Below are 20393 nucleotides of genomic sequence, written 5' to 3'. Positions count from 1 at the left end.
CTTCGACGAAATAGTAGAGAATAGGCGGCTACTCCCCAATATTTTTAGACGTATTCAGCGACGTTCGGATATGGTCCTCGACGTACCTGTCCCTGTAGTAACGCTCCTCCATGGCTGGGTGAACTCACGATGACTGCAATCGAGACGACAGGGCTCACAAAGCGCTATAACGGCAGTTCCGCCGTTGCTGACCTCGATCTCACTGTCCGGGAGGGTGAAGTGTATGGGTTCTTGGGACCCAACGGCGCTGGAAAATCCACGACGATCGACATGCTGATGGATTATACCCGACCGACAGCGGGAACTGCGACCGTTCTCGGGATGGACGCTCGGCAAAAAGCCAGTCCGATTCACGCGCAAACTGGTATCCTCCCCGATCAGTTCGGCGTGTATACTACTCTTACAGGGCGTGAACACGTCGAATACATCCTCGATGCGAACGATGCAACTGGTGACCCCGAAACGGTGCTCGATCGCGTTGGTCTCGACGATGCGATCGACCAGCGCGCCGGTGGCTATTCGAAAGGGATGCGTCAACGACTCGGTCTTGCGATGGCGATCGCAGGCGATCCGGAACTGCTGATTCTCGATGAGCCGTTCTCCGGACTCGATCCGTACGGAGTGCGTCTCGTCCGGGAGGTCGTCGCTGCTGAACGCGACCGTGGAGCGACCGTCTTTTTCTCCAGCCACGTCCTCGATCAAGTAGAGCGCGTCTGTGACCGCGTCGGCTTACTTTCCCAGGGACGGCTTATCGCTGAGGGAACACCGACGGAACTCCGAGAGATGGCTGGCGTCGAAACGCACCTGCGAATCGAGACCGACGCCGACGATACCGCGGTACAGGCGATCAGAGAGTTAGACGGGGTCGAACGTCTCTCCCGTGAGGATGGACACGTTATCGTAACCTGTCCTCGTGACGTTCGCTATCGTGTCTTGGATGCACTCGACAGTACAGGGGCGACGATCCGGTCGTTTGACAGTGAAGCGGGGACGATCGAGGACGCGTTCGTCGAACTGGCGACCACCAATACGGATTAGTCGATACTCCGGTATCGATACAACAGCAGTGCGAGCCCGAAGGGGAGCACAAACCAGAGTCCCAGCTGGATACCCGACACCCCCGGGTGAAGGTACCACGCTGGAACGTCAACACCGTAATCGATCCGTACGACGACGATATTCGAGAAGTAATTCGGCTGAAGCTCGCTGATCACACCAGTGGCAGATCCCGCTGAGTTCGGAACGCCGATAATGGCGTTGGTCACGACGTTGAACAACTGCAACGGGGGCAACCAGCGTACGAAGAGGTATGTCGGGTTCTCCGGCGGAGCGAATCCAGTTACGGAGGTGCCCGTGAGTGTACCGTAGATCGTGTTCGAAAGGGAGTACCACGCGACGTGGACGACAGCGAAGAGCAGGACCGTGACGCCAGCGACCGACTGGCTCCGGACGATGGTGGATACCGTGACCCCCAGGGCGGCCATCCCCACCACGAATACGAGCGTGAACACGAGAAAGCCAGCAAACGTGGTGAGTGGCACAACCCCGTATTGAGGGACGGCGACGAGACAGGTGAGAAACACAGCAGCGACAATCGGCACGGCGAACGCGCTGGCTCGTCCGACAACGAGCCCAACGAGGGTAGCTGTCCGTGATACGCCGGTTCCAGCGGTCAGCCGGATGGAACCTGTGGTACGTTCACGTATGACTGCACGGAACGTTCCAAAGAGGACGCCGAAACCGCCCAGAAAGCCCAGCGGAGTCTGGAGCGCAGCAAGCGGAACGCGCGGACCGAGTGCAGCCTGAACGTATCTATCCGGTGAGAGACTGGCGACACCAGCAACGAGAACGAGGAGACCAACGACCCAGACGAGGGATGTCCGGACGAGACGGGAGAACTCACGGCGAGCAAGCGGCTGCCACGACCCCGGGAGTGCATCGACGACCCCGTCACGTCCGGTCGTGCTTCGGAACCGATGACCACTGAACCAGGGTACCGATGGACAGTGGTCTACAAGCGTTCCAAACACTCCCGTCCCACCACTGGGAGTGATGTCGGCCCGTCGGAGCATCGCTGTTCCCCCAAGCAGCGACACGACGGGCCACACGAGGAGGAAGCCAACCCCACACCATGCAGGTATGGGAGCGGCTGTCGGCGTGAACCGTCCTGTTTCACTGATCGCATCGGAAACCTGGGTAACAGCGCGGTCAGGTCCCACCGGAACACCGAACAGCCAGTTCGTGAGGACGTTGTACGCGCTCATCGGTGAGACCCATTCGGCAATCGCGAACACGGTTGGATACGCCATCTGATTCCCGGGCGGTGATCCGGTTGCGATCTGCCACAGAAACGCGAGAGTCACGTTGTCCCAGAATGCGAACGAAATCGTCACGACAGATCCGGCAATGACCGCACGGGTCGTTGACGAACCCGCAGCGGAGAGGCCAACTAGTATCCCCGTCCACGCGAATACGTATACCGTCGAGAGGCCGAGGAATCCAGCCAGTAACGTTACCGAGAAGCGACCGTACTGAACGGCATCGTAGCCGACTACCAGGATGGTTCCACCGAGAATCGGTACGAGAAGGGCCAGTCCACGTCCGAGAACCATTTCGAGCACGAACCGACGCCGTGTAAGTTTCGTCCCGAGGAGGATCCGTGCGGTTCCGGCTTCACGTTCCTGGATTATCGCGCGGAACCCGAGCGCAGTAGCTGCGAACGGAACGATTACTGCGACAGCGACTTGAGCGTTCGCCAATACCACTGCATCCGTCAGTATTTCGATTTCTTCAGAACCCGGAGGGGTCGTCAACCGGGACAGAAGAACGAAACAGACGCCGACGATCCACGGTGTCTTCCCGCGAAGATAGCGGCGGTATTCAGTACGAGCAACCGGAGTGGAGGGCATCGGTGCTAGATATATGGAAGATATCTGACTTAACAGCCTCGATATTGTTGTTTGTGAACAGCCCTGTAAAGGGTCCGTCGTTAGAACTCCCCGTTGACCGAGCCGGGCTCCTCTCCGAATTGATCGGGGGAGGGCTGCCTTGCGGCCATCTCCGACTGGAAGCGATTCAATATCGGCCCCTGTCGCCGCACACCCTGTACATACATCTGGCCTTCCTGTACATCGGTGATCTCATGGGCGATCTCGTCGTTTGCAAGCCCTGGTCGAATTTTCTCTCGGTCGAAAGACCCTGCCCTCGGAACGAGAACGATCAGGACATCCGGGTTCGCTTCGAGGAACAGTCCGGAGTCGAGCGTGACGGTCCGTCCGTCGTCGGTGTCTCATGACCGCTGAAACCGCATCCGACGGTTATTGCGTCCACCGAAGATAGATGGTGGTTCAGTTTTTGCGAAGACACTGTCATCAGAGATCGCATCTACTTCTGTGACACCGAGTGAGATGGGTATATCGAGATGTGGTTTACGATTGTAATGCGGGCCGAGGGCTACGTTTGTTTTCGACGGGGCTGCCCCATCGTGAGCGGTTTTCACACCTTTCCGGTGGGATGAGCGTAACGGACGCCGAGTACCCGAAGCCAGTAGTAGAGAGGACGCTGCCGATCGTGATTCCACACGGTTCGTCCCGACGACGTGGGTGCGAGTTTCGCAGACTGTCCAGTACTTCGGCGACAGTCGAATCCGCGAGACTGTATAGCTAATCTGTATAGCTATACCGTCTGACTAATCTTTAAGTCGGCATCCGCCGAACGGTCACGTATGCTCACCTACACGGTGTACAGTGAGGCCGGTGGCGTCGGGAAGACGACGTTGGCAGGCAACCTCGCTGTCGCTGACGCGAGGGCCGGAAACGACGTCCTCGCGATCGATATGGACCCACAGGAGGGGAGCCTCTCGTATCTCTTCGACGTGGCAGACAACCGCACAGATTCGGACGCCGACAGTCTCGTTAGACACCTCGTCGAGCGGCCACGCGGCGAGTTTAGCGGGCTCATCGAGCGTTCCGAAGGTGTCGATATCGTTCCCGCTCACAACTCGCTGGAGGTCCTCTCGAAACACCTCCGCCGAAGAGAGGAGGAAGCGGCCGATTTCGGCGAAAACTGGAATCCGAACGTCCAGTTACTCCGTGTATTAAAGGAGGCCGGCGTCCCCGAAAAATACGATACCGTCGTCGTCGACCCGCCGGCCACAGCGGACGTAAAGCTATACAACGCTATCCACGCGACGCGGAACCTCGTGATCCCGTTCGAACCGAGTGGGAAGGGGCAACAGTCGGTAACAGGCCTCGCAGACCTCGTCGATGGGTTGGAGCAGACGCTTGACATCAACGTCGGCGTCCTCGCTGCTGTTCCGAACCGGTTCAAGGGAACCAATGACCAACAGGAGATGCTTGAGGAGCTTCGAAACCAAGACTACGATGTCCCTGTTGTCTTCCGCGAGCGGACGTCCCTTCTCGAAGGGTGTTGGCGTCAGCAGTGCTCTGCCTTCGAGTACGTCGAGACACACAGGTCCCGCAAGCGCGACTACGAACTGGAGACGCTCGAACAGTTCGAAGAGTTAGCCGCTCGGTTGCGTTCGCCGCAAGAACAGGAGGCAACAGCATGAAATCGGGCTCCGGTGACGATCCGTTTGCCGAACCGAGTACGGAGAGTACGTCGTCCGAGCCTGACCGGTCACCAGACTCGACAGGGACGGAGCCCGAGTCCGTCGATAGTTCACCGGAAATTCCGTACAAGTTCCGACGGTCGTCGGTAAAAGCCGACAGGAAACAGCGTCCGATCTTCCTCAGACCACACATCGAGGATCGGGAATCCTCGTTTATCAGGACTCTCGAAGACGAACTCGGCGAAGATGTCTACAAGACCGATGCGCTTGAAGCGGCGCTCGTTGTCGCGATGGACAATCCGGAGCTTGTCGTCGAAGAACTGCGGGAATGGGGCTACGACTGGGATTGACCGAACGCCGACTGGCTCTTTCGGCTCACTGAACTACTGTCAATAGTTCGCCCGATCAACTGACTAGAGTGCCTATATAACATAGCTATACTTTCTAACTATATCAGCTACACTTTCTGACTATTCTACCCAGCTGACTCGTACGCTCAATCTGACTATCCACTCTGTTTAGTGACCTCGCTGGGATGGGCAGGCCAGGTACACCGGCAAGAACGGGAATAGCAGTGTCATTGGACATGCAAAATGGCTATACTATTTAGCTAAAACGTATCGGTGTATTGTCCACGGGAATCTCAGCGATTGACTGAGGAGAATGGTGTGAGACGAGTTTCGGACGCGGAGGCAGATCTAAGAATACCCTTTGCAGTTCAACGACTCTCCAGTGTTCGCCGAACGCAGTCAGTCAAAGCCCGCTCCAACACGCTAGCCGATCAGAAAACCCGCTTCCCCGTGATTATCGATACGGATCTACAGCGGGCGACCACCCAATACCACGGCCAGTACCCAAGGTTTAATTCAGTTACTGGTGTAGCTATCAGTGTATGCTTGATGGCTATGAGATGTACGACCTGACACAGCCGTGGTCAGGAGATACCCCAGCGTGGCCGACCTACGACAACCCCAAAGTGTGGTACGAAAAAAGCCTAGACACCGAGAAGGTAAACGGGCAGAAAATCGAGTTCATGAACCACACAGGGACGCATCTGGACGGTGAGAAACACTTCGTCGCGAGCGGGCGTGACATCGAGGAAGTCCCACTCGACGAACTCGTCAGCGACGCTGTTGTCGCGGATATCTCCGACAAGGTCGGGGATTACGATATCTACACCAGCGAGATGATCGAGGACGTCGTCGATGTCCAAGAGGGCGATATCCTCTTTATCCACACCGGCTATCAGAAGCACGCGTGGCACCGTGAGGAGGCAGACCCACACAGGTTCTTCTGTAAACACCCCGGCCCGAACAAGGAATTCGCCGAGTGGTGTCAGGAGAAGAACCTAAACTACCTGATCCTCGACTGTGGGAGCGCGGATCACCCGATGAACACCGTTATCCGTGATATCCGTCCCGAACTGGCGGACGAAGCGGCCGACCACCTCGGTGTCGACGATCTCGACGAAGTATTCCCACCCGAGGGGTACCAGCTGATGCATACCGAACTGTTCCCCGAAGGCATCATCCACGTCGAGAACGCACAGGTGCCCGAGGAGTTGCTCAACGAGCGTGTCCAGATCGGTACGTTCCCGTGGCGGTTCCGCGGCGGCGAGTCGAGCGTCTCCCGTGTCGTCGCGTTCAAAGAGACGTAGGACTGCATCGCGGTCCGGCAGACCGATCACTCCCCGAATTATAACTGTTTTCTGTCACCACGGCCCCCGGTAGCGCCACGGAGCACGTGCGTGGGTCACTGACTGTGGATCTCCGCCACGAGAGACACAGTTGTGGGATGGACAGGCTACGCGGTCGTATCTCTCGGCGTGTGCGCATCAGCTGGTCACCCTCTGTCGGGGGCGGTTGCAGCGGTGTCACACCAGTGTTGATCGCTCCGCCTGGACCACTGCGTACGAGAACGAAAGCTATCCTGTATAGTGGGATACGAACGTTTTCGATTCGGTTGGTTATGTTACAGGGTGGGATCTATTTAGCCTGACTGAATGAACGTTCGGTCACTGGTTGCCCCCATCCATGTCAATCGTTAACCTGATTCGCTGGCGTAACAAACGTACGTCTGATATTCTGTTGAGCATTTCCGCTCAATCGACACTGAGAGGATAGCTTAACGGGAGACACGAGCCGTTAACCGGCAAAGTACGTCCCGAAACCGACGTATTTCATATGATGGGATACGAGGGTCACGAGTAGGCCAAGTCGAGTTCGATGACGTTCTTGATGTCGGAGAGTTTCGAGGGGAACGTCTCACGAAACCGATCGTTCTGGATACGGTTGGTCGGACCGGCGATGCTGACCGCACCGAGGACAGCCCCGTTCCCGTCAGTTATCGGTGTAGCGACGCTACGGAGACCGTTGAGCCGCTCCTGGTCGTCGAACGCGATACCCCGCTCGGCGACCCGGTCGAGTTCGTCGAACAGTTCGTCACGGTCCGTGATCGTGTTCTCGGTCAACGCCGGTAGACCACGGCGTTCGACGATATCGACGGCACGTTCTCGGGGGAGGGAAGCGAGAATAGCCTTTCCGAGTGCGGCACCGTGGAGAGAGATCCGCTGGCTGATGTAACTATCAATATGGACGGCTTGCTCGCCCTCGGCCCGGTGTAAGAACACGCCCAGTCCGTGCTCCTCGACGAGCAGTGCGGAGATCTCGCCGGTGTCTTTCGCCAGTCGGTTTATCTTCGGTCGGGCTACCTCGTGGACATCGTGGTACGAACGGGCTTTCGCACCGAGTTTGAGGAAGCGACACCCGAGACGGTAGGACCCGCCCTCGTTGACGACGTACTCGTTTTGTTCCAGCGTCTTGAGATGGTTGAACACCGTACTTTGGGGCAGGTCGATCTCGTCGGCGAGTTTCGTCACGCCGACACATTCGTGTTCCTGTAACGCCTCTGCGATCCGAAGCGTCGTTTCGACCGCGTTGACCGGAACGTTGGAGCCCATACAACCAGCTACATCTTGACGGGGTAAATAGCTTTTTCATAGAATGAAATGAGTATCCGATTCACAGGGACGCACCGGCCAGATAGAATAAATATTCTGTATGGCGGGATAGCGGGTGTGTGACAATCACACGGTCCCAATGGTGGTCGATCAGAACCAACGAGAGAACCGAATTCGTGGAACGCTGTCAGGTATCGGCTGTCAGGGCATCGGGACGCCGTCGGCATCCCGTGGGAGGTAGTCACGGCCGCCCTTTTCGACCTGCAACTGGCCGTCTTCGACCACGACCTCGCCGCCGACGATGGTGTGGGTCGGCAGGCCGGTAAGCTCGTCCCCGTGGAACGTCGAGTAGCGCGGCTCCATGGTGTGATAGAAGTCGTCGTCGACGACGGCGGACTTCTCTAGATCGACGAGTACCATATCGGCATCGGCGCCCTCGACGAGGGCACCCTTACGCGGATACAGTCCCCAGCGGCGGGCGTTGTTCTCGGCACAGACCTCGACGAGACGCTCCATGCTGATGCGGTTCTTGTTGACACCTTCGCTCATCATCACCGGCAGGAAGTACTCGATGCCGTTGTTGTCCCCCGGGATCGCGTCCCAGATATCGCCGTATTTCCCCTCTTCTTTCTCCTTGAACGGCTTCTTGTGCGGACAGTGGTCGGTGCCGGCGTAGTCGACGACGCCTTCGCGCAACCCCTGCCAGAGTTTCCGCTTGCTCTGTTCGCCCCGCAACGGCGGGGAGATCTTCCCCCAGACGCCGAGGTCTTCCTCCTTGGTGTGGGCGAGAAACGCCGGCAGGGTCTCCGCGTTGATGTCGACGCCCTGCTCCTGATACCGCCGACAGATGTCGACCCCCTCGCCCGTGCTCATGTGAACGATGTAGGCGGTCGAGTCGGTGTAGTCGGTGAGTTTGGCGATGTTCTCGATCTGCATCGCCTCGGCGACGTTCGGTGCGGACTCCGACCACGCCTGGAGGTCGTTGCGGCCCTCCTCCTGGAGTTCCTGGCGCCGCTCGTACGCGAGATCCTCGTTTTCGGCGTGGAACATGACGACGCCGTTCTCGATGTCGGCGACCCTGTCGAGTACCTTGTAGACACGCCCGGAATCGGAGTGGTTGATCCCCAACTCGGGTGAGGCGTGTTTGTACCAGTTGTAGAAGATCTTGAACGAGCGGATGCCGGCATCCGCCAGTCCCTCGATCTCGTCGACGTGGTGGTCCTTGTGGACGATCGCGTGGTACCCGAAGTCGATGTAGGAGTTCTGTTCGCCTGCCTCGATGAAGTAGTCCATGTCGGGCAGGTACGGATCAGGCTGGAGGAGGAAGTTCACCACGGTCGTCACGCCGCCGTGGACGGCCCCGCGGGTCTCCGTCTCGAAGTCGTGGGCCAGTCCCTCGTGGTATTCGTACTCGTAGCGCGAGAGGCCCCAGTGGACGTGCGGGTCGATGAACCCGGGGATCAGGTAGTTGCCGTCGGCGTTGATACTGCGGTCTGCCTCGGGGAGCGACCGGTCAGTGCCGACCGCGACGATCGATCCATCCGTCGCCGCGACACCGCCCAGAATCGTTCCGTTCGGCGTCACAACTCGGGCATTGCGTATCCGCAAGTCTGCTTGCGACATGCTGTTTCACATCACTCACCCACGCGACTTAGCTTTTCCTACCCGTCGCGAGAGCGACCCTCGATGCTATCGACGATCGTCTCGTGGCATTCGACCGGATACGTCGGATACACTGTCACGGGCTTGGATTCGTTTTCGATCTGGATGCGGAGCGCGTACCGGTTTCCGTACGTCCGGTACATGCTCAGCACGCCGACGACGGCGAACGCGATTCCGACCAGTGGGTTCCGGGTTATCGCGACGTAGCCGCCGACCCCGATCAGGAGGACGCTCATGACGGCGAGATCCCACCGAAGGGACTGGAGCGTCACCTTCCTCACGTGTTCGTTGGCGATCTGTATCTTTTCTCCGTCGCGTTCGATGTACACCGCATCGTCGGTGTATCCGATCCAGCCGCTGTCGCGAAGCGACATCCGCGTCACGTCGACGGCGTCGTTCGTCTGTGTCATAGTTCGAAAAGCAACGGGGTCCACTTTGCAGTTTGGACAGCGGGCGCAGTCGATAGCGTCCGGCACCGCCATCGCCACGTGCTCTCGGTCGAAGACGTGGCCAGTGGCGGAAGTTCGTTCCGAGCGGTCAAAAGAGTGGAGTCCAGCTCAAACGGGCGACCGAGGTTCAGTCGTCGGCGACTTTCGGTCCGGAGTCACCGCCCGAGAGCAACTGTTGGTGGAACGGTTCGAACTCGTCGGCGTCCTCGGTGATCTCCTCCCACTGGGTCAGTCCACGCTCCTCGTCGGTACCCGGGATAGTGTTGTCGAGGATGAAGGCGGCGAGTCCGCCGACGGCGATCTCCGTCCCCATGACGATACTGATCGTCTGTGCGACCTCCGGGATGCCCAGCACCGCACCGAATACGGGGACGTTGCTGAGCCCGGTCTCAAGTGCGCCGCTTTCGAGTCCGGAGATGTACTGTGGAATCGATAGGCCGGCGAACAGCCCGAAGCCGAGCACGAACACGTTCCTGTTCTGGTTCATGTCGACGTGCTGGAGCTGCGAGAGCCCGACACCCACGATCTGTGCGAACATCGCGAGGAACAGCCCACCGACGATGGCGTTGGGGATCGTGGTCACGAACGCACCGAAGGGGCCGATAAAGGCGACGAGAATCATCACGATCGCACCGACCTGGACGACGTACCGGGAGGCGACGCCCGTGATACCGATGGCACCGATGTTCTCGGTGTAGGACGTGGAGCCGTTCCCGGTACCCATGATGCCGGCGAAGACGTTGCCGATCCCCTCCATGCCGAGCCCGTGGTTGACGCGCTTCTTGTTCGGTGCACCTTCACCGGCCATACGGGCGACAGAGTGGTAATCGCCGAAGCTCTCGATGGCCGACGCGAGCATTCCCGCGAACATCCCGACGATGAAGGAGGTGGTAAACAGCGGCATCCCCCACTGGAACGGCGTGATGACACGCACCAACGGCGCCTCTGCAATCGGACTGAGATCGACGATATTGACGACTCCCGCGACCGACAACACCAGCGCGAGTAGGTACGCCCCACCCAAACCGAGCAAGACGGGGAATAACTTGAACACCTGGGAGTAATCGTCGAGGTACTGCGAGAACAGCGTGATCAGCACGAGCGTCAGACCCGCGAGGTACCAGTTCTGGTTAGCCGAGATGATCTGCGGGACGCTGATGAGCGCCAACCCGATGAGCGTGATGACCACAGCGATGACGATCGGCCCCATATACCTCTTCAGGCGACCGAAGATGCCGAGATAGCCGATGAGGACCTCGACAGCCCCGGCGACGATGATCGCCCCCTGGAGTTCCCGCATCATGACCGTCGAGCTCGCGCCGCCGTCAGCGCCTCCGAGGGCGGCGACGATCGCGATAGCCGGCCCGAGCATCGAGAACGTCCCCCCCTGGACGATCGGATACTTGTTCCCGATGGTCGTCTGTGCGAGGGTCGCGATCCCCGAGACCAGGAAGAACGTCGCGATCAGCTGGGCCGTCTGTCCCCCGTTGAACCCCAGGACTCCCGCGAGTACAAGTGGAATCGCGATCGTCGACCCGATCATCGTCAGCCAGTGCTGTGTCCCGAGCAGGACCGACTTCCCCAGCGGTGGCTTGTCTTCGATACCGTACGTTACCATGTTTCCGCCGTCGGTGCGTGCTTCAGTTGCGTCGTCTGGTTCTGTCATTAGTATCACCGGTTGCTGGAATGCTCGTCATGGCAATCCATAGCTTGCGATAGGATTGGTATATACTAACAGGGTGATAAAACTATTGATGGGTGGGGTTATTCACGGGCACCTCAAACCTGTTCTAGCGGTCAGTCCCACTCTCGCGAACGACAGACAGGGAATTGTCGGGCCAACTTATATTATGAACGCCCGTCAAGATCCGGTATGGGACAACGTATTCTCGTCCCCGTGGACGACTCGGAACGCGCGAAAGAGGGGCTCCGGTACGCGCTCGAAAATTTCCCCGACGCGGAGTTTACGGCCTTACACGTCGTCTCCTCGGACACTGGTGACCTCGGGGCGTTCTCGAGACCGTCCGGGGGGGACCAGGAGCAGGCGGACGAGGGAGACACCGATTCCGGTTCCGCTTCGGCGCCCGGTGACCTCGGCGCGTTCCCGGGACCCGGCGGGAAGTCACCGGACCAGACGGAGGAGGACGACACCGGCGACCCCGCTCTCGGCATGGCACGGGAGATCGCATCGGAGCACGGAGTCGAGATCCAGACCGACCGGATGCGTGGTCGCCCCGATCGGGCTATCGTCAAGTACCTCGAAGAGAACGAGTACGACCTCGTCGTGCTCGGGAGCCACGGGCGCGACGGCGTCGCGCGAGTACTGCTCGGGAGCGTCGCCGAGAAGGTCGTCCGCCGGTCACCGATTCCGGTACTGGTCGTCCGGTAGTCCGACCGGAACTACTCAGTCGTAGCGCTCTCGGAAGCAGCCGTCGGCTCGGTCGGTGCTCTCCCACCGGGGAGGACCGCGTTCAACACGACCGCGGTGAGACCACCGACGAGGAGCCCGGAGCCAAGCAGTACCTGAATCTCCTCCGGGAAGGCCGAGACCGCGTCCGGACGTACCTCCACGCCGACACCGAGGACGATGGAGACCGCGACGATGGTCAGGTTGCGCTGTGACGACGCCACGCGGTCGGCGAAGATGCGGAGACCGATCGAGAAGATCATCCCGAAGAGGACGATCGCCGCGCCGCCGAGAACCGGGTCCGGCATCGCGCTGATGACTGCAGCGACTTTCGGGAAAAACCCCAGCAGAACGAGAAACACCCCACAGATAGCGACGACGAACCGGCTGGCGACGCCGGTAAACCCGATCAGGCCGACGTTCTGTGAGAAAGACGTGTTGGGGAACGCACCGAACGCGCCCGCGACCATGCTCATCACGCCGTCGGCAAGCAGCCCGCCCTCCATCTCCTCGTTGGACGGTTGCCTGTCGACGACACCGGTCGTCCCCTCGATATCACCGATCGTCTCGATAGACGTGATGAGATACGCGAAGGCGACGATGAGAATCGCGGTCGGTTCGAAGCTGACGCCGAATTCGAGCGGGCTGGGCAGCGAGATCAGGCCAGCACTCCCGACGCCGGAGAGGTCGAGAAGTCCCAAGGGGATCGACGCGATGTAGCCGACGACGACGGCGACGAGGACACTCGCGACCGACAGGAACCCCTCGAAGAACTGGTTGAGTCCGATGGCCACCACGAACACGAGCAGTGCTAATCCGATGTTGACGAACGCGCCGTACGATTCCGCGCCCGGTCCGCCCGCCGCGTAGTCCATGGCGACCGGAATCAGCGTCAGTCCGACCAGCATCACGACGATGCTCGTCACGAGCGGCGGGAACAGTTGTCGCAAATCGTCGTAGAAATAGCCGATGACCATCTCGACCGGAGCGGCGACGATGACCGCCCCGAAGACCGCCGCGACACCGAAAGACGTCCCGATGCTGATGAGCGGCGCGACGAAGATGGCGCTGGTTCCCATCACGACCGGCAGCCGAGCACCGACAGGGCCGACGGAGTATACCTGTACCAGCGTCGCGAGACCGGCGACCAGCAGTGCCATCTGGACGACGTAGGTCGTCTGTGCACCGTCGAGGCCGATCGCGCCGGCGATGACTAACGGCAACGCGACCGTCGAGAGGAACATCGCTCCGAGGTGTTGCAACCCCAGCGGAATCGCTTCGCCGAGGGGCGGCTTGTCCTCGATAGCGTACTGTACAATACTGCTCTCACTATCTGTGGTATCAGTCTCCATGGTACCCCGTACGCAAACTGTTCGTAATAAATCATACTCTCGTGTCAGGAATGGCCGTGGGAGAAAATCGGTCACGACATCCCTGACAGAGTGAGATCACGGCGTGTCCCCGCCACGTGTAACCGAGGATCGCTCCGTACGTAAGTTATTTTACGCTCTTGGTGCTCGGTCGTAGCATGCGTAGCGAACCAGCGTACGGAGTGCAAGCAGAGCTGAACGTTTCGGTAGAGATGCGTGACGGCACGGTGTTGGCGGCCGATATCTACCGGCCGACAGACCCCGAGACGGGCGATCCGATCTCGGAGCCGAAACCGGCACTGCTCGACCGCACGCCGTACGGCAAGCGCGGCCGCATGGAGCGCCACGGCGAGTGGTACGCGAAGCGAGGGTACGTCGTCGCCGTCCAGGACTGTCGGGGCCGATTCGAGAGCGAGGGGGACTTCTACATCTTCAAGAACGAGGCCGAGGACGGCCACGACACCGTCGAATGGCTCGCCGACCGACCGTACTGTGACGGCCAGGTCGGCACCTTCGGCACCTCCTACGGGGCGTGGGTACAGTCGGCGTTGGCGACCCAGGACCCGCCACATCTCGAAGCGATGTTCGTCAACCAGGGTGCCGCGAACGGGCGGAAAGCGACGTTCCGGCACAACGGCGCCTTCGAGTTGCGCTGGCTCTGCTGGGCGCTGACCCTGGGCGGCGGGTTCGCCAAGCGCGCGCTCGAAGACGACGACATCCAGCAGGCACTCGCCAACGTCGACGTTCGGGAGGTGCTCGAAGACGGACCGATCCAGCCCGGCCAATCACCGCTCAAACACATCCCGGACTACGAGGAGTGGACGTTCGACATCATGACCTCGGGGAACGCCAACGACGAGCTCTGGCAGTCCCCCGGGATCAACTTCGAGGCCTACTACGACGAGAGCGCGGACGTGCCCACCGTCTACGCGGGCGCCTGGTACGACTCGTACACCAAGGCGACCTGTGACAACTTCGAGGCGCTGGCCGGGCGCAAGGACAGCGACCACTTCCTCCTCATGGGTCCCTGGACACACGGGTGGAACAGCTACCCGCTGCCGTCCTGGAACAAGTCCTACTCCGGCGAGCTGGAGTTCGGCGAGCAAGCGCTGATGGACTACCAGCAGACCCGTCTGGACTTCTTCGATCACTACCTGAAAGGCGCGGACACCTGGAGCGACCAGTCGACCGTCGAGTTCTTCCAGATGGGGGAAGGCGACGGTCACCAGTCCCGCGACGGTCGCCTCTTCCATGGTGGCTCCTGGCGGAGCGCGTCGGACTGGCCCCTTCCGGAGACGGAGTTCACTGCGCTCTACGCACACGAAGACGGTGTCCTCCGGCAGGAGGCCCCGAATGAGGCCGAGTCACACACGAGTTACGAGTTCGACCCCAAGAACCCCGTGCCGACGCTGGGCGGGAACTGCTCGTCGTATATCACCTACGAGCCACGGGAGGAGAGTATCCTGGAGTATCCGCTCTCCGAGCGGAATCTGGTAGATATGACCGGCCGTGGCGGATACGATCAGCGGACGAGAGCGGACACGCTCGGGGCCGAGCGAGCCGATAGACCGCTGGAGACCCGCGACGACGTGCTCGTCTTCCGGACACCGCCACTGGAGGAACCGATGCGCATCGCCGGCCCGATCTCCGTCACGGTATACGGCGAGACCGACGCGCCCGATACGGACTTCACCGCCAAACTGATCGACGAGTATCCGCCGAGCCAGGAGTTCGAGGACGGATTCGCGCTCAACCTGGCGGACTCCATCTGCCGCGGCCGCTACCGCGGCTACCGGGAGACCCCGGATTTCGTCGAGCCCGGTGCCGTCCACGAGTACACCATGGAGCCGTACCCGACGGCGAACGTGTTCAAGGCGGGCCACCGCATCCGACTGGACATCTCCTCGTCGAACTTCCCGCGGTACGACGTGAACCACAACACCGGCGGGCCGCTGTACGGCGACCGCGAGTACAACGTCGCCACGAACACCGTCCACCACAGCGAGGAGTATCCGACCCACATCGAACTCCCGCTCCAGCCGGCCGACGACTAGCTGGCCCGACGATAGATATTTGTGTGAACGGCGACCACGTTACGGTATCACACTGCGAACAGTGGCAGTCGCGACGGTTACGACCCACCGGATACGACAACTATGATACAGCAATCGTTTCACGACGGAGCGGCGACAGACCCAGAGACGGCCGGCCGACGACCAGGTGCAGTCGGAGGTGACACGGGCCGATGATGGAGTTCAGCGGCGAATTCACGGTCGACGGATCGCCCGAGGAGCTCTGGAAGTACTTCACTGACCCGGACATCCTCTTGGACTGTGCCCCCGGCTGTAACAAGATGGTACTGGAGAGTCCGTCACACATCGTCGCTGGGCTCTCTGTCGGTGTCGGGAGCGTCAAACCGTCCTTCGACGTCGAGGCCATCGTGACGGAGTGTGACCGGCCGAAACGACTAGAGATACAGGCGACAGGTGAAGCCAGTCGGAACTCCTTCGACGTGACCGCCTGGCAGGAGCTTCACGACAACGGCGACGGGACGACGACGGTGTCTTGGCAGGCCAACGCGGAGATCTCCGGGATCATCGCGAGCATGGGCGAACGCGCCATCGGGAGCGTCGCCGACAAACTAGTCAACGAGTTCTTCCAGGACATGGAGGCACACGTCAACGCGGGGACACCCGCGGAGTCGAGGCTCCAGGCGGCGAGTAGCGAGGAGACCGAGGCGCTCTCGGAGAAGGCGGCGGAACCGGCGACCGAATCGGCAGGTGGCGACGCTGTCGGGGCAGTGGTCGGCAAGGCCGTCTCGCTGACCAGTGGCGACGGACCGAGCAACGGCCAGTCGTTCGCTGCCGGTGTGGTTCTTGGCATCCTCGGATCGGGACTCTGGCGACGACTCCGGGGGAGCAACCGACAGCCGGTCCCCACGCGGACCCCGTCGACCGGAACCCCACGAGCGACGGAGCAACCGACCCAACAGCCAGCCTCGACCGAGGACAGCTCTTCACTGCTAGTGCTTGGACTGACGGCCGCACTGGGCGCTGCCGGTGCGATCATCTGGCAACAGTCCCAGTCGGCGGACGCGTCAGCGTCGGAGACGACCGATCCGACCCCGGCTGTGACGGACGAATCAGCCGACACCGTCGAGGGCGACGACAGTCAGACGGCTCCGGCGAGTACCGAACCCGAACCGATCACCGCCAGCGACGCCACGAGCGAGAACCCGCTCGACAGGCTGGAGAGCCGTCCGTAAGCCCCGACCACCCACACCGATCGAGTCCTGCCAGCCGATCGCTGACAGCGACCGTGGGAACCAAACCGCATTTACTGTGCAACGACATACGGCCAACAGGCCATGCCCGACCGATCACGTATGAAGGCTGTTGTACTCCCTGACTGGGGCGGAGAACTGGCAGTCGAGTCACGCGAACGACCGGACCCGGCACCCGACGAGGTCCGCGTCGAGGTCCGTGCCTGTGGCGTCACACGCACCGTCGAGAACGCGATACAGGGCGGACTCGACGACGACCCGGGGCTCGTCCCGAGGGTGCCAGGACACGAGTTCGCCGGTGTCGTCGACGCCGTCGGCGAAGACGTCACCGACCACACTGTCGGCGACCGCGTCGCGGCGTACTTCTATCTCACCTGTGGCCGGTGTGACGCCTGCCGGCGCGGGGACGCCAACCAGTGTACCGACTTCGGCGGGTGGCTCGGCGTGAATACCCAGGGCGCGTACGCCGAGTACACGACGCTCCCGGCCGCAAACGCCCTGCCGATCCCCGACGACCTCTCCTTCGGGGCCGCGGCGATCGCCGCCGACGGAGTGGCGACCCCGCTGCACATCTGTGAGCGGACCGACATCGGTGACGAGGATACCGTGCTGGTCATCGGTGCGGCCGGCCGTATCGGCGTTCATCTGAGCCAACTCGCTGCCACGCGTGGCGCGACCGTCCTCGCCGCCGACGTGCGGGACGAACGGCTGGCACACGTCGATCGGGTCACCGGGCCGGCGGTATCGACGATCGACGCGAGCCAACCCGAGTTCGCGGCGCGGCTTCGATCGGCGACCCGCTACGGCGACGGCCCGACCGTCGTCGTCGACACCGTCGGCGACGTTCCGACGCTCAAAGCCGCGTGGGACGCGCTCGCGATGGGCGGGCAGGTCGTCTCACTGACGACCCACCACGACCGGTCGTTCGCGCCGCCGCTGAAGGAGTTCGTCGTGAAGGAAGCCTCGCTCGTGGGATCACGGTACGCGACCAGACAGCAGGTGGTTCGTGCTGCGCGCCTGCTGGCTGACGGCCGTATCGACCCCGTGATCACGGACGAGGTTGGACTGTCGGCGGTGCCCGCGGTGCACGCGGACATCCGAGACGGGGACACGTTCGGGATGACGATTCTGGACCCCGCCCGATGACGCCTGTCCGTCTCCACGGCGAGAACACGCCAGCGGGGGAGTGTCGTCGCTGATGGCACTCCCGCGACGAGCGCTGACTGTCCTCGGCTGTGGGCTCTTCGGGATGGGGCTTGCCGTCGGCGGGTTCGGGACCTACGTCGCGGAACTCGTCGCTCGGGACTTCGCGCCCAGCGTCGCCGGCTTCGGGTCGACGCTGTTCCTCTTCGGGCAGTTCGTGATCGTCTGGCCGACGGACGTTCTCTCCCGACGCCGTTCGGTTCGTCTCGCCGCCACCGTCGGCCTGGGGGCCGGAACAGTCGGGACGGCCCTCGGTGGAAGCCTCTCCCTACCGCTTGCTCACGCCGGGCGTTTGCTGCTCGGGTTCGGGATGGGGGCGACGTTTCTGGCGTCGATGACCTACGCCGGGATGCGCGCCGACGACGGTGATGTCGCCCGAACACAGGGCCTCCTCGGCGCGACGTTCACGCTCGGTCTCGCGGTCGGTATCGCGGTCACACCGCGGGCTGTCGCGGCGGTCGGGCCGGTGGTACCGGCCCTCGCCGCAGCGGTCCCGGTCGCGGCCTCGGCGCTGTTCGCGCCATCGCTTCAGCCCGTCGCCTCCGGTGAACCGCGGCGGTTTCGTGACTACGTCGACGCGTTCTGGAGTCCCTCCGGGATGGGGCTCGGACTGGCCAACGCGGCATCGTACGGACTCCTCATCGTGGCTACGACGTGGTACACGGACGTGCTCTCCGGCGTTCCGGCGTTGCCGACGACGCTCGTTCTCGCGGGCTTTGCGACGGCGACGTTCCTCGGCCGAACGTACAGCGGGTGGCTCACGACGGTGACGACCGCGACACGCGCCGTCGAGGGCGGACTGGTCTTTCTCGCGGGGACGCTGGGGCTGGTTGCCGCCGCCCTGTGGCTCGGGGCACCGCTCCTGTTGGCCGTCGCGCTCGTCCTTACCGGGGCCGGGTTCGGACTGCCGTTCGGCCCGCTGTTCAGTCTCGCGTTCACCGACATCGACGCCGACGCCGGCGTCCTGCTGGTCGGGATGACCGCGATCGGCAACGTCGTCGCCCTGGCGTATCCGTGGCTCGTCGGGCAACTCCTGGAACTGACGGCGGGCTATACGGTCGGGTTCGTGGTGCTGTCACTGTCGACTATCGTCGTCGTCGGCGTCTGGCGACAGACCATGGGCGAGAGCGAGGGGTGAACGGTCGGGAGTCCGACTGCTGTGCAGTCCTGTGATCGGATGGGGTGCCGGTTCCACCCCGGGCCGCAGGCGGTACATATTTGAAACCGGTGAGTGTGTACGTACGTATGGCAGCGGAAAGCCCGATCCTCGAAGACATCACGGTTGTGGATCTCTCGACGTTCGTCACCGGCGGCTTCTGTTCGCTGATGCTCGCGAACCAGGGTGCGGACGTCATCAAGATCGAACGTCCGAACGTCGGTGACGACATCCGTCACTCCGGCCCGCCGTTTATCGACGGCGCGTCGCCGTACTACTGGACTGTCAACTACGACAAGCGAAGCGTCGAACTCGACCTCAAGAAAGCGGAAGGACTGGCGGCCTGCTACGATCTCGTCGAGAGCGCCGACGTCGTCCTCCAGAACTTCCGGCCGGGTACCGCCGAACGGCTCGGTATCGGCTACGACGACCTCTCCGAGCACAACGAGGAACTCGTCTACTGTGACATCTCGGCGTTTGGCAACACCGGCCCCTGGAGCGAACGCCCCGGCTACGATCTGCTCGTCCAGGGGATGAGCGGGATCATGTCCGTGACCGGTGAGGAGGACGGCGACCCGGTGAAAGTCGGGCTGCCACAGACCGATCTCATCACGGGTATGTGGGCGGCGTTCGGTATCATGAACGCGCTGTACCGCCGCGAGCGAACCGGCGAGGGGGAGTACGTCGAACTCGGGATGCTCGACGCGACGTTGCCGTGGTTGACCAAGCAGGCCGGCAAGGTCTTCGCCGGCGAGGAGCCGACACGGATGGGGACGAAAGACCCGGTGCTTGCCCCCTACCAGACGTTCGAGACCGCCGACGGCTACCTGAACGTCGCCTGTCTCAACCAGAAACTCTGGCGGGGCTTCTGTGAGGCGATCGACCGGCCCGACCTCGCCGAGGACGACCGTTTCGCGACCAACGCCGACCGCGTCGAGCAGATGGACGCGCTCGAAGCCGAGATCGCCGAGACGCTCACCGCCCGCACGACCGAGGAGTGGATGGAGATCCTCGTCGAGGCCGGGATCCCGGCCGGCCCGGTCCAGACCGTCGACGAAGCGCTGTCGAGCGAACAGGTCGAGGCCCGGGAGATGGTCAGCCACATCGACGACGGCGACCGGGAGATCCCCGTCATCGAACATCCGCTGAATTTCGGCAGCGCCGTCTCCGGATTCGACGCCGCCCCGCCGGACCTGGGCGAGCATACCGACGAAGTGTTCCGGGAGCTGGGCTACGACCAGGAACAGTTAGAGCGACTTCGGGACGACGGCGTCTTCGGTGACGAATAAGCTCACCGGCCCCGGAGAGATCGGCAACTTAACTGATCGGAGGAC

The 20393-nt window shown here is 61.8% G+C and carries 16 protein-coding genes; 10 read left to right on the top strand and 6 right to left on the bottom strand.

Features of this window, described 5'->3' with window-relative positions:
* Positions 1-129 precede the first annotated feature (129 nt).
* The gene (locus P0204_RS17530) at positions 130-1038 is read left to right on the top strand and encodes an ABC transporter ATP-binding protein (RefSeq protein ID WP_276223421.1); all 909 of its coding nucleotides are present in this window, start codon (positions 130-132) and stop codon (positions 1036-1038) included.
* Here the strand turns inward: P0204_RS17530 and P0204_RS17525 are convergent.
* Positions 1035-2909, bottom strand: coding sequence for an ABC transporter permease (locus P0204_RS17525; RefSeq protein WP_276223419.1), 1875 nt, complete (start codon positions 2907-2909; stop codon positions 1035-1037). The two genes, P0204_RS17530 and P0204_RS17525, sit on opposite strands and share 4 nt — an antisense overlap.
* A gap of 815 nt (positions 2910-3724) precedes the next feature.
* On the opposite strand from P0204_RS17525, the gene P0204_RS17520 reads away from it, so the two are divergent.
* The 3 genes from P0204_RS17520 (at position 3725) to P0204_RS17510 (ending at position 6227) form a co-directional block, all read left to right on the top strand.
* Complete coding sequence (locus P0204_RS17520; protein ID WP_276223418.1) at positions 3725-4570, top strand: ParA family protein; 846 nt, start codon at positions 3725-3727, stop codon at positions 4568-4570.
* The gene (locus P0204_RS17515; RefSeq protein WP_276223416.1) at positions 4567-4920 is read left to right on the top strand and encodes a DUF7970 domain-containing protein; all 354 of its coding nucleotides are present in this window, start codon (positions 4567-4569) and stop codon (positions 4918-4920) included. Before P0204_RS17520 ends, P0204_RS17515 begins: the two co-directional genes overlap by 4 nt.
* Before the next feature lie 542 nt (positions 4921-5462).
* The gene (locus P0204_RS17510; protein ID WP_276223414.1) at positions 5463-6227 is read left to right on the top strand and encodes a cyclase family protein; all 765 of its coding nucleotides are present in this window, start codon (positions 5463-5465) and stop codon (positions 6225-6227) included.
* A 543-nt stretch (positions 6228-6770) separates the two neighbouring features.
* On the opposite strand, the gene P0204_RS17505 is transcribed toward P0204_RS17510, so the two are convergent.
* The 4 genes from P0204_RS17505 to P0204_RS17490 all read right to left on the bottom strand — a co-directional run bounded on the left by P0204_RS17505 (position 6771) and on the right by P0204_RS17490 (position 11306).
* Complete coding sequence (locus tag P0204_RS17505; RefSeq protein WP_276223412.1) at positions 6771-7529, bottom strand: IclR family transcriptional regulator; 759 nt, start codon at positions 7527-7529, stop codon at positions 6771-6773.
* A gap of 201 nt (positions 7530-7730) precedes the next feature.
* Entirely contained in the window at positions 7731-9152 is a 1422-nt protein-coding gene (locus P0204_RS17500) for a dihydroorotase (RefSeq protein ID WP_276223410.1), read from the bottom strand.
* Between the two features lie 38 nt (positions 9153-9190).
* Complete coding sequence (locus tag P0204_RS17495) at positions 9191-9601, bottom strand: hypothetical protein (protein ID WP_276223408.1); 411 nt, start codon at positions 9599-9601, stop codon at positions 9191-9193.
* 166 nt (positions 9602-9767) lie between these two features.
* Positions 9768-11306, bottom strand: coding sequence for a uracil-xanthine permease family protein (locus P0204_RS17490; protein ID WP_379802029.1), 1539 nt, complete (start codon positions 11304-11306; stop codon positions 9768-9770).
* Positions 11307-11513: 207 nt separating this feature from the next.
* Here P0204_RS17490 and P0204_RS17485 point away from each other — a divergent pair, with 207 nt between their 5' ends.
* Positions 11514-12029: a universal stress protein gene (locus tag P0204_RS17485; protein WP_276223406.1), complete on the top strand. Its 516-nt coding sequence runs from the start codon at positions 11514-11516 to the stop codon at positions 12027-12029.
* A gap of 11 nt (positions 12030-12040) precedes the next feature.
* On the opposite strand, the gene P0204_RS17480 is transcribed toward P0204_RS17485, so the two are convergent.
* Complete coding sequence (locus P0204_RS17480) at positions 12041-13399, bottom strand: uracil-xanthine permease family protein (protein WP_276223404.1); 1359 nt, start codon at positions 13397-13399, stop codon at positions 12041-12043.
* Positions 13400-13575: 176 nt separating this feature from the next.
* Between P0204_RS17480 and P0204_RS17475 the strand changes: the two genes are divergently transcribed.
* The 5 genes from P0204_RS17475 (at position 13576) to P0204_RS17455 (ending at position 20348) form a co-directional block, all read left to right on the top strand.
* Complete coding sequence (locus tag P0204_RS17475; RefSeq protein WP_276223402.1) at positions 13576-15471, top strand: CocE/NonD family hydrolase; 1896 nt, start codon at positions 13576-13578, stop codon at positions 15469-15471.
* A 191-nt stretch (positions 15472-15662) separates the two neighbouring features.
* Complete coding sequence (locus tag P0204_RS17470) at positions 15663-16682, top strand: SRPBCC family protein (protein ID WP_276223400.1); 1020 nt, start codon at positions 15663-15665, stop codon at positions 16680-16682.
* A 120-nt stretch (positions 16683-16802) separates the two neighbouring features.
* Positions 16803-17846: an alcohol dehydrogenase catalytic domain-containing protein gene (locus tag P0204_RS17465; RefSeq protein WP_276223399.1), complete on the top strand. Its 1044-nt coding sequence runs from the start codon at positions 16803-16805 to the stop codon at positions 17844-17846.
* Between the two features lie 52 nt (positions 17847-17898).
* Positions 17899-19041 (top strand): MFS transporter, encoded by a 1143-nt coding sequence (locus tag P0204_RS17460; RefSeq protein ID WP_276223396.1) that lies wholly within the window; start codon positions 17899-17901, stop codon positions 19039-19041.
* Between the two features lie 107 nt (positions 19042-19148).
* Positions 19149-20348, top strand: a complete 1200-nt coding sequence (locus P0204_RS17455; RefSeq protein WP_276223394.1) for a CaiB/BaiF CoA transferase family protein — start codon at positions 19149-19151, stop codon at positions 20346-20348.
* Positions 20349-20393 lie beyond the last annotated feature (45 nt).

The sequence above is a fragment of the Haloarcula halophila genome (genome assembly GCF_029278565.1).
Classification (GTDB): Archaea; Halobacteriota; Halobacteria; order Halobacteriales; family Haloarculaceae; genus Haloarcula; species Haloarcula halophila.
The sequence above is the reverse complement of the archived record's forward strand: the minus strand, read 5'-3'. Positions and strand labels throughout refer to the sequence as shown.